This window comes from Paenibacillus sp. FSL R7-0652 (assembly GCF_038595045.1).
GTDB lineage: Bacteria > Bacillota > Bacilli > Paenibacillales > Paenibacillaceae > Paenibacillus.
Map to the genome: position 1 here is coordinate 2,146,353 of NZ_CP152001.1, position 13,949 is coordinate 2,160,301.

At 47.6% G+C, this 13,949-nt stretch carries 17 protein-coding genes and 1 pseudogene; 13 read left to right on the forward strand and 5 right to left on the reverse strand.

What is annotated here, in order from left to right:
* Positions 1–14 precede the first annotated feature (14 nt).
* Positions 15–611, reverse strand: coding sequence for a helix-turn-helix transcriptional regulator (locus MKY97_RS09845; protein ID WP_342555264.1), 597 nt, complete (start codon positions 609–611; stop codon positions 15–17).
* 439 nt (positions 612–1,050) lie between these two features.
* On the opposite strand from MKY97_RS09845, the pseudogene MKY97_RS09850 reads away from it, so the two are divergent.
* The 10 genes and pseudogenes from MKY97_RS09850 to MKY97_RS09895 all read left to right on the forward strand — a co-directional run.
* Positions 1,051–1,452: pseudogene (locus MKY97_RS09850) on the forward strand (phage holin family protein); the annotation flags it as partial.
* Positions 1,453–1,754: 302 nt separating this feature from the next.
* Positions 1,755–2,042, forward strand: a complete 288-nt coding sequence (locus MKY97_RS09855) for a Dabb family protein (protein ID WP_342555265.1) — start codon at positions 1,755–1,757, stop codon at positions 2,040–2,042.
* Between the two features lie 173 nt (positions 2,043–2,215).
* Positions 2,216–2,671, forward strand: coding sequence for a HepT-like ribonuclease domain-containing protein (locus MKY97_RS09860; RefSeq protein WP_342555266.1), 456 nt, complete (start codon positions 2,216–2,218; stop codon positions 2,669–2,671).
* 17 nt (positions 2,672–2,688) lie between these two features.
* Positions 2,689–3,597: a DUF4261 domain-containing protein gene (locus tag MKY97_RS09865; RefSeq protein WP_342555267.1), complete on the forward strand. Its 909-nt coding sequence runs from the start codon at positions 2,689–2,691 to the stop codon at positions 3,595–3,597.
* Between the two features lie 184 nt (positions 3,598–3,781).
* Positions 3,782–4,213: a YtxH domain-containing protein gene (locus tag MKY97_RS09870; protein WP_342555268.1), complete on the forward strand. Its 432-nt coding sequence runs from the start codon at positions 3,782–3,784 to the stop codon at positions 4,211–4,213.
* A gap of 227 nt (positions 4,214–4,440) precedes the next feature.
* On the forward strand, positions 4,441–5,253 hold the full coding sequence (gene racE, locus MKY97_RS09875; protein ID WP_342556290.1) for a glutamate racemase: 813 nt from the start codon (positions 4,441–4,443) through the stop codon (positions 5,251–5,253).
* Positions 5,254–5,592: 339 nt separating this feature from the next.
* Positions 5,593–6,825 (forward strand): M14 family metallopeptidase, encoded by a 1,233-nt coding sequence (locus MKY97_RS09880; protein WP_342556291.1) that lies wholly within the window; start codon positions 5,593–5,595, stop codon positions 6,823–6,825.
* Between the two features lie 100 nt (positions 6,826–6,925).
* Positions 6,926–7,183 (forward strand): hypothetical protein, encoded by a 258-nt coding sequence (locus tag MKY97_RS09885; RefSeq protein WP_342555269.1) that lies wholly within the window; start codon positions 6,926–6,928, stop codon positions 7,181–7,183.
* Positions 7,184–7,326: 143 nt separating this feature from the next.
* On the forward strand, positions 7,327–7,629 hold the full coding sequence (locus MKY97_RS09890; RefSeq protein WP_342555270.1) for an iron-sulfur cluster assembly accessory protein: 303 nt from the start codon (positions 7,327–7,329) through the stop codon (positions 7,627–7,629).
* Between the two features lie 21 nt (positions 7,630–7,650).
* A complete protein-coding gene (locus MKY97_RS09895) occupies positions 7,651–7,872 on the forward strand; it encodes a DUF1450 domain-containing protein (RefSeq protein ID WP_342555271.1) in 222 nt (73 codons plus the stop codon).
* Positions 7,873–7,993: 121 nt separating this feature from the next.
* On the opposite strand, the gene MKY97_RS09900 is transcribed toward MKY97_RS09895, so the two are convergent.
* Complete coding sequence (locus MKY97_RS09900; RefSeq protein WP_342555272.1) at positions 7,994–8,440, reverse strand: hypothetical protein; 447 nt, start codon at positions 8,438–8,440, stop codon at positions 7,994–7,996.
* Positions 8,441–8,592: 152 nt separating this feature from the next.
* Between MKY97_RS09900 and MKY97_RS09905 the strand changes: the two genes are divergently transcribed.
* The 3 genes from MKY97_RS09905 (at position 8,593) to MKY97_RS09915 (ending at position 10,210) form a co-directional block, all read left to right on the forward strand.
* The gene (locus MKY97_RS09905; RefSeq protein ID WP_342555273.1) at positions 8,593–8,874 is read left to right on the forward strand and encodes a hypothetical protein; all 282 of its coding nucleotides are present in this window, start codon (positions 8,593–8,595) and stop codon (positions 8,872–8,874) included.
* A 184-nt stretch (positions 8,875–9,058) separates the two neighbouring features.
* Positions 9,059–9,889: an aldo/keto reductase gene (locus MKY97_RS09910; RefSeq protein WP_342555274.1), complete on the forward strand. Its 831-nt coding sequence runs from the start codon at positions 9,059–9,061 to the stop codon at positions 9,887–9,889.
* 102 nt (positions 9,890–9,991) lie between these two features.
* Positions 9,992–10,210, forward strand: coding sequence for a hypothetical protein (locus MKY97_RS09915; protein WP_342555275.1), 219 nt, complete (start codon positions 9,992–9,994; stop codon positions 10,208–10,210).
* A gap of 252 nt (positions 10,211–10,462) precedes the next feature.
* Here MKY97_RS09915 and MKY97_RS09920 read toward each other — a convergent pair whose 3' ends face one another.
* The 3 genes from MKY97_RS09920 to MKY97_RS09930 form a co-directional block, all read right to left on the reverse strand.
* Complete coding sequence (locus MKY97_RS09920; RefSeq protein ID WP_342555276.1) at positions 10,463–11,197, reverse strand: DsbA family oxidoreductase; 735 nt, start codon at positions 11,195–11,197, stop codon at positions 10,463–10,465.
* Positions 11,198–11,275: 78 nt separating this feature from the next.
* Complete coding sequence (locus MKY97_RS09925; protein WP_342555277.1) at positions 11,276–11,707, reverse strand: cytidine deaminase; 432 nt, start codon at positions 11,705–11,707, stop codon at positions 11,276–11,278.
* A gap of 56 nt (positions 11,708–11,763) precedes the next feature.
* Positions 11,764–13,773 carry an LTA synthase family protein gene (locus MKY97_RS09930; RefSeq protein ID WP_342555278.1) on the reverse strand — a complete coding sequence of 670 codons (2,010 nt, stop codon included), beginning with the start codon at positions 13,771–13,773 and terminating at the stop codon, positions 11,764–11,766.
* Positions 13,774–13,949: the final 176 nt, after the last annotated feature.

Genomic DNA, 13,949 nt, shown 5'->3' on the forward strand with positions numbered 1-13,949 from the left:
GACTGTTCGCTTTGTTAGGGATTCCGACGATCTTTAAGAATGACATCTGCGAACAGAATCGTCTTCGGAATGCGGAAAAATTGCTCCGCTTGTTCCTGAAACGCGGCAGAAGGCAGCGTTCCCTGATGCAGCCATTTGCGGAAAGTGCCGGGATGAACCCCGATCCAGTGGCTGACATCTGTCACCGACAAATCATGGACCATACACAAGCCGGTTAGAATACGGTTACTCACGGGTGAGCGGGTTACCGTCCGCTTCATAAAGCGGGAAGGCTCGGGTTGACAGATCACCGGACTGCTGCGCACGACCTCTTCATTGAAAAGAATGTGCCGCGGGTAGCCAAGCAGCTGGCAGGTCTTGTCCAGATTGGTACTGCCGGGTATTCGCCCTTCGTACACCCACGCGCTTACGCTGCGTGAGGAGATCGAGAGGTCTTCGGCGAGCTGAGACAATTTAATATCGTTGGCCATCAGCACGGCAAGAAGAACACGATTGCGGATTTGACAGCGTGTCGGTTTACGGAACCGTTTAACACGGACACCTTTTCCCAAATATTTACGGTTGATCAGAGACCACGCCTGGATGGAATGTTGTTCTGGTTGATTAGGCATATTTCCTCCGATTTTTTTAACCAAATACTACAATAAATAAAGGGGTACTTTCAAGTGCCGCAATGACTGGTTTGAAAACCGGTTGTGCGTCATTCTACATCAAAGAGGGAACTATGAACTAGACCTCGCGCTATTCGCATCCTAGTATATTCCTAGATTACAATGATTCACTAAAAATGATGGAATGATTTGTACGGAATCACAATTTATTTGGTTCTAATTACCCAATTATAGGTCTTTAGAACTTTTGTGTGATTTTTGCTGGTATCATGCTGTTTCTGTCTAGAAATTCAGCCGATTTTGGTGAATTTCCCCATTGGATTTTATTCTGAAACGTGCACAAATCTGAAATGATAAATCCGCAGGTTCAGCAAGGCAGGTGGCCTGTCACAATCTCTCATTCTCACATATATTGTAGGGTGTTCAAATTTTAAAAAATATGGGAGAGGTGAGAAGCATGAGTCCAGCGGTGAGTTCATTTACTGCCATTTCGGGAGCAGTTGTGACGTTTGCTTTTGGCGGATGGGATCAGCTGCTAAGTCTGCTTGCTATCGCTATGGCTGTTGATTATGTTACGGGTTTGGCGGCGGCTGTTAGAACGGGAACGGGATTGAACAGCAATATCGGTTTCTGGGGGCTTGCGCGTAAAGGGCTGATGCTGACCGTGGTGCTGCTTGCTCACCGAATTGATCTGATTATGGGAACGGATATCATTAAAGGCGGGGCGATCTACTTTTATCTGGTGAATGAATTAATCTCCATCACAGAGAATTACGCCAAAATCGGGCTCCCGCTGCCCGACAAACTCAGACAGGCAATAGCGGTGCTTAAGAAACAGGAGGAACAGGGCAGTCTGCCTGACCGGGAATGGACCAAGCCTCAGCAGACAGCTGCCAGCACGATTCCACAGGCAGAAGATGTGCAGACGGGGCAGGATGAAGGGGAGAGCATGGCCAAGGAAAAAAAGACGCCCGATCCGCTGCCTGAAACAAAGAAAGATTAGCCGAATACCTTCTTTATCTATTCCTGTTCAGGAAACGCATACAACCATCCTTTCGTAATAGACGGCGATATGATATATTTTGGATACACGAAACATTGTAATTGACTGCAGTTATTAATCTAAACGAGGTGTTAGCCCAGATGATTAAGCATATTGTTCTGTTCAAAATGAAAGATCGTTCCGCAGAAAGCATTGAGGCCGCTGCCCAGGTTCTTCGTAATCTGGAAGGCAAAATCGATGTTCTGATTTCGCTTGAGGTAGGTATCGATGTGCTGCGTTCGGACAGATCTTTCGACATTTCACTGACGGCGGAGTTTGCTTCACTGGAGGATCTTCAGGCGTATCAAGTTCATCCGCTCCATCAGGATGTCATCAAGTATATGAATGAAGTCAGAGAACAATCCATTGCGGTTGATTATGTGATCTGATCCGTTACACATTTTATTAGAGATTGAAGGGGAGTCTTCATGAGCGATTTAAGAGACGTTATGGAATTTTTATATATTTTTGTCGTGTTTCTGATCGCCTGCCCTGTCATGATCTTCTGGCTTAAGCGCAGAGGCAAACGAAATCGATAACTCACTGAACGGGAAGTGAATCAATGTATTACGTGAACAGGGAGCAGATCGCTCGCCGGCTTGACGCCGTACCAGAGGTGGCCGAAGGGCTTCGCCGGGCTGTGCAGGACTGGGATGGCGGTCTGGTGTTAGGGATGGTACAGGAGCGCTGCCTGCATCTTGCGATCGAAATTGTAACCGATGTGGGGAGTTATCTCATTGACGGTTTCATTATGAGAGATGCAAGCAGTTATGATGATATCATTCAAATTAACTATGAAGAAAAAGTGTTTGATGACTCCACATATGAAACATTGCGTCAGCTTGTCACTTTGCGCAAACCGCTTGTCCAGGATTATTACAGCTGGCAGCGGACAGCACTGCATCCACTGAGCGAGACTTTGCCGGATATACTGGAGCATTTTGCTGGACAAGTGAGCATTTATGTGGAACAAGAACTTGGTCCTTTTCAAGGAAATGAAGGCCAAGGGACAGAGTAAGGAATGAGGGAAGATGTATGGAAAAAGAATCAGATTCAAAAGGAATAGATCAAGGAAATCACGAAAGTGGTGAGGCTGTTTCGGGTTTCCACCCGGTGTATATGGTGGAGTTTCTGTTCAACGAACGGCCCGATGTGAATCAGTATGTGCTGCAGGAGGCTCTCGTCAAAAGGACGGGACAGGGACGGCTTGATGTGAAGAAGGATGAGCAGGAGCAGGGAGCTCAGGATATGTTTGTTTTCTACCATATGGAGCATAAGGTTGCTTTTCAGGAAGGCAGCATTCCTGCCCAGACTTGTTTTCTTCCGGTCCATGAAATGAAGGAGCGTACACGTTTTGCAGGAGCTGTGCAGCAGGCGTGGCATTGGCCTGAGGCAGGACAAGCTGTCGCTTCAGCTCGTTATTCCATTCGTATTCATGATATGTTTACTGCCGCTATGCCGCGTAAACAGCGTCTGGATTTGTTCCAAAAAACAGTGCTCGCTGTATTGGACGCTGTACAATGTGACGCCCTTTACTGGTATGGCAGTGACAAGCTGGTTGAACCTGATGCTTATATCCAATCCCAAGAGCGTGAGGAGCATCTGTACGCAGCGATGAATGTGCGGATGTACCAAGCTGGCGGTACGGAGCAGCAGCGGGGACTTCTCATGGACACGGTAGGTTTATCTGCGCTTGGCGTGCCTGATGTGCAGTGTCACTTTACCGGACTTGACCCCGATACGGTGGCTCAGACGCTGCTGGGAGCCGCGTATTACATATTTGATCAGGGAGATATACTGCAGGATGGTCAGACATTAGGCTCATCCGGCGGACGGCGCTGGCGCTGTGAGCATCAGGCTGCTTTAATTGCACCAGGGCGATATGTTGTAGACCTGAATCCGGGGGAAGAACATGCTGTGCCTGTACCTCAGACGACTCGGTGAATCGGGCTTGTGGTGGGCATCCTAAGACAACGCTAACTTTGTTCCGTTTTTTTTCAATCAAGTGTGTCAGGTCAAGCCCATCATGCTTATAATGCATCAACAGCGTAGGCATTGGCCCAGATGAGCAGACAATACCACTGATTCATAAACCGATGTCTAATTCAATTCAAGGGAGAGATGGATCATGAAAGATTCGAACAAAGGCTTGTTATGGGGTGCTTTAATTGGCTCGGTAGTTGGTTCGGTCACTGCACTGCTGCTTGCGCCAAAATCAGGACGTGAACTGCGTCAGGATATTTCCGAAGGGGCTCGTCAGGTGTCAGACAAAGGGCAGGAACTCGCCTTGAAAGTAGGAGAGCAGAGCTCACAGATCGTATCCAAAGTAAAGGAAACCGCGGATGTAGTCTTTAAGGATATTCAGTCCTGGCGCTGCTCCTCCGATGGCAAAGAGATTCGAATTTCCGCTGCTGTTACGGATACAAATCAAGCAAAAGAGCTGAATCAGGATCAAGTGCAGCATGAAGTGCGGCATGAAGCTGCTGCTCCACTGCCTGAAGGGCAGGCTCCTGGCAGCATTATAAAGCTTGCTGCGGATGAGTCCAAAGACGATAAATAAGCAGCCAGGCTTATCAGCAGGCTTTCCCCTATGCGGTGGAAAGCCTGCTTTGTTGTGTGCCTATGTCCTGCATGACAGCGTGGGTTCGCGGATTTAAATTTGAACACAGCGATGAAATCGGGTAAGATGTAGGTACCTTTTTGCCGGAAATTTCATAGGGTAGGTAGAAAGCTCTTTTGATATATGATCATCAGAATGAATTTAATGAAGAAGGAAGCGGTGTGTTCGTGCAGCAAGCTATTGCTATATTAGACTCCGGTGTAGGGGGATTGACGGTTGCGAAGGAAGTGATGCGTCAGCTCCCGCGGGAAAAGATCATTTATTTTGGGGACACTGCCCGGACACCGTACGGACCCCGTTCGTCCGAACAAGTGAAACAATTTACGGAGCAAATCGTTGATTTTTTGATCCAGTTCAATCCGAAAGTGATCGTGATTGCCTGCAATACCGCGACAGCCGCTGCGCTGGAATATATTCGTGCCAAGGTGAATGTCCCTGTCATCGGTGTTATCCATCCGGGGGCAAGGGCAGCCATTATGGCGACGCGCACCGGCAGAATTGGTGTGATTGGCACGGTAGGCACGATTGGGAGTGGTGCTTATACGTCGGCGCTCAAGCAGCTGTCTCCATATGTGGATGTGGTCAGTCAGGCATGTCCTGCGCTTGTACCGCTGGTGGAGCAGGGGGAATTTCGGTCCGAACATACAACACATACGGTGGATCAGGCGCTGGGAGATATTAAAGGACAGCCTATTGACTGCCTGATTCTTGGATGCACGCATTATCCGTTTCTGATGGAGACGATTCAGGACGTGATGGGGCAGGACGTGAAGCTTATCAGCTCAGCCGATGAAACGGCGAGGGAAATCAGCACCATATTATATGATAAACGCAAGCTGGCAAGTGGGGATGAAACGCCTGTACATCAATTTTTCTGTACTGGTGATCCGCGTATGTTTCAAAATATTACGAAGCAGTGGTTGGGAGAACAAATCTCCAAAACACCTGTCGTCTGGCAGGTTACACAGTTACCGGAATAATCGTAAATAACGGCAGCTGCTGCACCCTTAATAACAGTAATGACTGTTATGATGTAGTAATTCCTAAGATGTAGGTATTCTTATGCTAAAGTGATATGAATGTTATTTTCCCATTCGCATTGGTTTTCCCGGATCTGTACAGGTCCGGGTTTTTCTTATTTCCCCGATAGACGGTGCAGTTTGTGTTCTGTCTTGGCGATCAGACCATCGAAATAAAGAAGTCTGCGAACCATGTCACATGACGGACAACCGGGCCAGCATACGTATATTACAGACACGATCATCAGATGAGAACCGAGCGGGGAGATTAGGCTCTGTGGAAGGGAGAACAACATGGAACTGCAGTGGATTATCGTGAAAACAGGAGACACGCTGCCGCGGATTGCTTCGGCATATCGGATGACCAAAGAGCTTCTCTGTGCACTGAATCCGGAAGCCGCGGCACAACCATATCTGCTCAAGGGTCAGATGCTGCGTGTGATGCCGGGGACAGGACGAAGATATGCCGTGCCGCCGGGAGAGACGGTGCGGGAAACAGCGCAGCGTTTCGGTTTAACGGAAAACCAGCTTCGCGAGAAAAATCCCGAAATCGCCAAGATGACGGACTGGGGCGGATGCTGCATTGATATTCCTGACGCTGACGTAAAATCGATGGTGAACATCGAAGGTGAATATGGATACCGTGAATTATTGAGGGATATACAGCGATTAGAAACGCGTTATTCTTGTGTTGAGTCGGGGTCCATTGGTACGAGTGTGATGGGGAAAACGCTGCCATACGTGCGGATTGGGCAGGGGGCACGGCATATTCACGTTAATGCATCGGTTCACGCGAATGAATGGCTTACCACTCCTGTTCTGATGAGATTTATTGAAGAATACGCCGAAGCGTATCACTCGCATTCGCTTTGGCACAATTTTGATCCGGAACGCTGGATGGAGGAGACGACCTTGTGGGCAGTGCCTATGGTGAATCCTGACGGTGTAGAGTTAGTCCAAGAAGGTGTAGTGAATCATCACATCTATGCTTCTCAATTGCTGGAGTGGAATGGCGGTCGTTCACACTTTACACACTGGAAAGCGAATATCAGAGGTGTTGACCTCAACGATCAATTTCCCGCGCATTGGGACGAAGAGGCAGCGCGCAGAGGAATTCTGTCACCCGGTCCGCGGGATTATGCCGGAACGGCTCCGCTGACGGAACCGGAGGCGCAGGCGCTGGCGAGTTGGACGCAGGAGCATGCTTTCGCCGCGGTTGTATCCCTACACAGCCAAGGTCAAGAAATCTATTGGAACTACCGGGACCTGGAGCCGAGAGAGAGTGCACCGTTGTCGCGCAAATTGGCCAAAGCGTCGGGATATAAAGCAGTGAAACTTGGGGGCAGTGATGCAGGGTATAAAGATTGGTTCATTGAAACGTTTGGCAGGCCGGGTTTCACCGTCGAGGTAGGTCTGGGAGTAAATCCGCTGCCCGTAGAGCAGTTTAATGATATCTGCGTAGAAGTGGGCATGCTGTTGGCAGCATTGTTATCTCATAAGGAACGTGAAGGTGGAGTTTCGGGCCAGGCGTGAAACGAATCTGGATTTCGGACGTATAACTGGAACGGGCGCTGGAGCGGCGCTCGTTTCGTATCATTTTAGGTCAAAGCTGAGTCTCAAGGGGGTTCATGTGATGAAATGGAGAAAACTGTTGTCGTTTCAGCGGTGGGCTCACGTGTTCAAGAGACTTCCACGTCTGCTTAAAGCCCCGCAGATTCCTATAGGAGAAAAACTGTTGTTCATTATTCCGGCACTGCTGTACTGGGTGCTTCCTGATGCGATGCCATTTATGCCTGTTGATGATATCGGGGTCACTCTGATTCTGATGAATTGGTTTGTCGGCCGAGCTGAACGCAAATATCCAGTGCTGACGGAAAAGGCCGGATCCTGAGGTCGTGTCGAAAATATGACTTCATGTCGTTTTCGCATCAATGTTATTGCGATTAGCTGCAACTTTCTTTACAATAGATGCTGAAGTCTAATTGAATGCTGAAATTGTTGGAACCAGCAATGACAATATAGGAGATGAATCGAATGAACTGCAAAATTACTCGTAATGCAGCGAAAGTGCTGAAGCTTGAACTGGACAAGCCGGAGAACGAAGGCAAAAAACTGCGTGTTGTGATTACCCATGCACATGGAGATCATGCCCACTACGGACTTGATCTGGATACACCTGGAGATAATGACACGGTTGTTTCTACGGATAAAGACATTGATGTCATTTTGGAAAACGGACAGCCTATGCTGGATGGCGTGAAAATTGATTACCTCTACTTGCCGCAAGAAGGATTTGTCATTACAAATCCCTCCAAAGGCAACCACGGCGACCACTAAGGGAGCGAAGAAGGGGAAATCATGGCTAACGATATCCGTGTATGCGAAAAATGTAATCATATCCGATTGAAGTCGATTGTGCCTAAGCTTGAGAAGATGGCTCCAGGCACAGAGGTGAAGATCGGTTGTAAATCTTACTGCGGCCCTTGTGCAAAGCGTGCTTTTGTTTTCGTTAACGGCCGCTATATCAGTGCACCTTCGGAAGAAGAAGTGCTGGCGAAGGTTTCGAAGTTTATCAAATAAACTTCAATTAAACAAATCAACAGGATTTGCTGGAATTACTGGAACTACAGCAGTAGGTGAAGTGTTCTTATCGGGCGAAGGAGGGGCTTAGGCCGCTCTTTTTGCGTTGTGCTTCTATTTTTCAGCCTCTAATTTGATTGATATCTTCATCCGAATGGAGCAAGTAGATTTGGAAAGTGTTCTCTCGGATTTCGATGGCAATCTTGACGTCACCTTTGTTCAGCATATGCACATGGCCCATTCGTTCTTCATTCTGTTCTACCCAACCGGAGTCATGCAGCTTTTGAAAATAATCAACGGGCGGATAGAGTCCCTGTTCACCACCGATATGTTTTAATTCATAGGTTTCGCTAAAGGCGAGTGTGGGGTGATCGGAGTATGCTTTGGATTCAATGAGTTCGGCGTTGGCGGGGACGGGAATATCTTGGTACAGAGCGGATGAGGTATACCCTGTAATCGCGTATGTGGAGTTTGAGGGGCGCAGTGCCCAGAATATGAAAAATGAGAGCAGTACAATGAACAGAACTGACACGGTTATCAAGCTCAGACGAACTCCCTTTGTGGTCATGGCGGCATTCCTCCTTTTATTAAACCCATCACTGTTGTTAACGTATTGGCAGTGAAGAAAGTTTGAACAAATTTTCAAAAATAGAATAAGGCTGACTTGTAGAACCCATGCTAACAAGGTAACAGGAATATGATTCCGAGGAGGAATAACTCATGCCAAAGCGTTATGATTCCAGTTTGCAAGCAGGTACAACTGTATCTCAGGCGCAAAATGCGGTGAACAAGCTCCATTATGCTGTTTCCCAGGCGATGTCTCATCCGAATCTGCAGACCATTGTACAGGCAGAACAGCGGCTCGCACATACCGAGCAGGCTATGAAGCAGGCAGAGCTGTCTTTGGGAGGCCAGGGTTTTGAACTGGCACAGGAAATGTTCATTGAGGAGAAGAAGAGATTGAGTTCGGTCCAGAATCAGCACAGGCAGGGGAAGCGGTAAAGCGTTCCTGTTACACATGAACCTGCAGGCAGTGATTGCCTGCAGGTTTTTTGGTTTGTTTTCAAAGCGTCTGATGCGGTTCGATAGGAGTGAATGGGTAGATTTATACTTGAATCACGCTTTAAAATTTGTCAGAAGGTTAATAGACCAGTGAGCAGGCAAAAATCAATACGGGAGGTACAGGATGACAAAACATATTACCGATTGTACAATTCTGAACAACGGAGTGACGATGCCATGGCTTGGACTCGGGACTTATAAAGCGAAGGGGAAAGAAGTGCAGCAGGCGGTAGAGACTGCTTTGGAAGTAGGTTATCGAAGCATAGATACTGCGTCAATCTATGGAAATGAGGAGGAAGTTGGACAAGCGATTGCCAGCAGTGGTGTAGCTCGTAATGAATTGTTTGTAACGACGAAACTCTGGAATGATGATCAAGGTTATGATGCAGCACTTAGAGCTTTTGAAGCCAGTCAGAAGGCACTTGGTTTGAATGTTATCGATCTATACTTGATTCACTGGCCTGGCCGTGACCAATACAAAGAGACGTGGAGAGCGTTTGAACGACTTTATAGCGAGGGAAGTGTACGTGCGATCGGTGTGAGTAACTTTCAGGTGCACCATTTGCGCGATATTATAGATGAAGGCGGCACCGTGCCCGCGGTGAATCAGGTGGAGCTGCATCCAGGTCTGATTCAACAGGAGCTGCAGGATTTTTGCGGTGCACAGGGCATTCAGCTGGAGGCATGGAGCCCGATTATGAAAGGTAAGCTGAATCAGGATTCCACCCTGAAGGGTCTAGCCCAGAAGTATGGCAAAACGCCAGCACAGGTCATTCTGCGCTGGGATATCCAGAATCAGATTGTTACGATTCCGAAATCGGTAACTCCTGAACGAATTCGCGAAAATGCGGATATTTTTGATTTTGAGCTGACCCCGGACGAGTTGAGACAGATTGACGCGCTCGATGCAGACAAACGGACAGGGCCGCATCCGGACCAGTTATTTTGGGATTAAGAGGCGAAGCTATTTTCCGAATCCGATAAGTATTGACGTTGAGCGTTAGCGAAGGCTCCGGTGACGAATCGTTTTTAAGTAGGGACGTTGGCGAAGGCTCCAGTGACGAATCGTTCTTTCGATCGCTGTTGTCTTCGGATTTCCTCGATTGAAGTTCTTAGAGGTTTGAAATCCGAAGACAAAGGCGAACGCTCCGCTTCTGCAGAATCGATTTCGTCCCCTCCGCAGCAGCGTTTTATCGGAGAGGCACTTGGACAAAGAGCTTCGAAAGATGAGGGGCAGCAGCAAAACGGAGGGCTTCGCTTCTCCGTTTTGTTCTGATTTGGTGATTTTCCAAGTGCGAAGTGAGGATAACTTCTGCGGATGAATGTGACACGATAAAGCAAAAGTCATTAAAAAAGGTATCTGGAAGACAAGTCAAACGGAATGAAGGGTAACCTGAAGGCAATTAAAAGGTTATTGGAAGCAGCAGCTAAAGGAAAACAAAGAGATAGTTGAAATGATAATTGAAAACAAGAAAAAAGCAGAGGGTCATGGGCATCGCCATAATCCTCTGCTTTTTTGGAATTGTTGTTATTGCTTTGGTTTATTTTGCGGAACCTCGCAGCCTTCGTCTGTGCATATACCACTGTCATCAGCTTCTGTATCACTGGATTCAACGATGGTAAACGGAGAACGATCATCCCACGCTTTTTGCAGGGCGTCCAGAAACACATCGTCAGGCTGTGCGCCGGAAACAGCGAATTTGCGATCCAGTACGAAGAATGGCACGCCCCGGATTCCGAGCTGTGCACCTTCTGCCTGGTCAGCACGTACGTTCTCGGTGAATTGGTCACTGGACAGAACGGCAGCCGCGGCTTCACGATCCAGGCCAACTTCCTGCGCAAGATCAGCAAGTACTTGAGGGTCTCCTGCGTGCTTGCCCTCAATAAAAATGGCTTGGAACAAACGTTCACTGAGTTCAAGTGCTTTACCCTGAGTATCTGCCCAGTGAGTCAAACGGTGAGCGGCGAAGGAATTCGTAGGAATCATCGCATCAATGTTATATTCAAGTCCTGCCGTACGAGCATTGGCATTCATCTGTGCGTTCATGCCCCGAGCCTGTTCCTCGCTGATGTTGTACTTGGAAGAAAGATAGTCCGTATTGCTCTTACCGCTGTTTACTTCGGCATTGGGATCGAGCTCAAAGCTTTTGAACTGCAGCTGCACTTCGTCCCGGTGAGGGAATTTTTCCAATACATTTTCCAGACGGCGTTTGCCAATATAACAGAAGGGGCACATGTAGTCTGACCATACTTCAATATTCATTGGTTATAAAACCTCCATAAGTTCTAAATTGAAACTATTTTAGTTACAATTATAAAGCCACTTTCAAATAATCGCAAGTTAATCCTGTTGATCTCGATAAGCTTTGGACCAATGATCAGGCTGGAGTTCATTCAACGTTTTGAAAATAAGCTGTCCCGACGGGTCATATACCGCCGCTTTAACTTGCTCGCCCCAATAAAAGAGGCGCTCTTGACAGATTCCGCAAGGCGTGAGCACTTTAAATGCGGAGTTCTCATCATCACGTGCGATGCAGAGGGAGTGGGTTACGCGCTCGTTTAATTTATGCGCCTCCAGATAGGCCCCGGTCTCCATACATAGATGCACGGCGTCGTTAATGACCTCTGGAGCGACACTGATCAGCAGAGAACCGGCATCCGTGTAGACTGCACCGGCCCCGCCCCATCCTTGAGGGTAACGCTGTTTGACGAACGCGGCTGCAGCATCAAATAATTGTTGTTCTATTTCATGTGAATGGATACTGGATGACATGTTAAGATCTTCCCCTTTTTAATAAATGGTTTGTATGATGAGGCTTATGTTAATCGTCATTTGTCTTCCCGGAATTGACGAATCAAATCATAGGTAATCAGCGTATCGGAAACATGCAGGCGCTTCGAGGCCGTTTCGTAACCGGCTTTGCAGGCGTTTATTTCCGTTTTTTCGTGAGCAGACAGGTCATAACAAGTTCCGTTCGCGTAAATGTAATCATCCGACGGAATATAGAACATCCTTCCATCAGTGAATGATCCGTTACGCAGTACGACCATGCGCTCCAACCCACCATACACGTTGTTTCCCATATGATAGTAGGAGTCATCCGATATCCCCAGCAAATGCAGCACCGACGGTGTAATATCCAGCTGCCCGGATGGTTTTTCAAATACGCCTGCTTCAGCTCCGTCTGGTAAATGTACCAGCAGTGGGACTTCATTCATGATTTGTGCCATATCCAGATCGTTCAGGGAACGGCCGAGAAATTTTTCATATAGGGGTTGGTCTTTAATGGAGCTGTCATGGTCCCCATAGAACATAAAGATGGTGTTTTCCCATAATCCCCGATTTTTTAAATCCTCCACCATACCGCCCAGTGCGGCATCTACATAATGAACAGACTGAAGGTAGTTTCCGAACATCGTACCTTGAAACTCACCCACATCCAGCTGTTGCTTGTCTTTAGGCAGAGAGTAGGGGTGATGGCTGCTGAGAGTGATAAGGAATGAATAAAAAGGCTCCTTCGCCTCACTGCTCATTTTCTCGACGGACTGCCGGAAAAAGGATGCATCAGACAAAGACCAACCAAGCGGGTCATCCTCTACAAAATCGTTTTTACTGTAGAACTTGTCATATTTCATATTCTGATACATTGTATACCGGTTCCAGAAGCCGCTCTCGTAGGCGTGAAATACGCTGGTGCTGTAACCCTGATCCTTCAAAATGGAAGGCAGTGAGTCATATGTATGGTCCGCATAACGTACAAACGCCGATCCTGCAGAAAGAGGGTGAAGCGAGATATTGGCGCCAAAATCCGCATCGGATGTTCTGCCCTGCCCGGTCTGGTGATAGAAGTGGCTGTAATACTGGCTTTCCTTCATCAATTCGTTAAAATGCGGTGTAATCTCCTGCCCACCAATGCTCTGTCCGATCATAAAATTCATAAAGGCTTCGCCCTGCACGATAATGACATTGCTGCCTTTGTATTTTCCATATAAGGCTTGATCGTGCTGTGCTGCATTCGACTGCTGTCGCTCTTCAAAATAAGCTTTAACCTGCTGTACATCGGCTGGATCGGCCACGGGGCCAGAACCGATATTGTCTTTAACATAAGAGTACACATCATAGCCGTGAAAAGCGAGCAGGCCGGTTACGTTGTACATGGATACATTCCACCAGTTGTTATCAAACAGACCTTTGGCCCAGGTTTTGCTGTAAAAATAGATCGGGCCCGCACCGATACCCAGTCCGAGAACAAGGGCTGTGACGCCTGCGAGCAGGCGGCGGCGAAGGCGTTTTTTACGATTGGAGGAAGAAACGGAGCTGTACCTTCCATAACTTCCGTTATACGTGCTTGTGTACATGCCTGATGTTTGACCCGAACGGTAACGTCTGCTGAACAGCATGATGGCTGCGAATGGAATTACGATCAGTAAATCGGCAAAAAACCAAAAATCACGTGCATAGATCAAGGAGGCAATGCTGTCACCAAGTGCGTCTACCTGTCCTGCCTGTAACAGCACCGGGACCGTAAGGAAATCTTGAAAGTAACGATAATAGACCATATCTGAATAGATGAGTGCAGTGAGGAACAGGTGAAGGATTGCAAGTGCTGCAATCATACCTCGGCGCGGCAGCCACCAGACCCAGAAGGACAAGAGCAGCAGTGAGCCCACAGCAATGACTTTGTCGAGTAGGCCCATTGTAATGTTGTACGCATGCAGATTATGATGCAGCAGCATTAGTTTGAGCAGAATAAGTATGGTGAAAATGATATAGAGCATCAGTGGATGATGCAGAAGCCCGCGTGTTCTGGAGCTGCGCATAGGCTGAGTAACAACCATGGAGATTCCCCCTTACTTCGTAATGTAATAATAAAATCGACTGAAAATGTTTTGTTAACGGCATGTAAAACAGGGCTTCATATATTATAGCGTGACCGCTTGGCATTTCAACTATGCTCATCATGTCATTCTGTCTACTAAAATCTGTGTTCATAGAGATAAGCTGCGCTGCATAA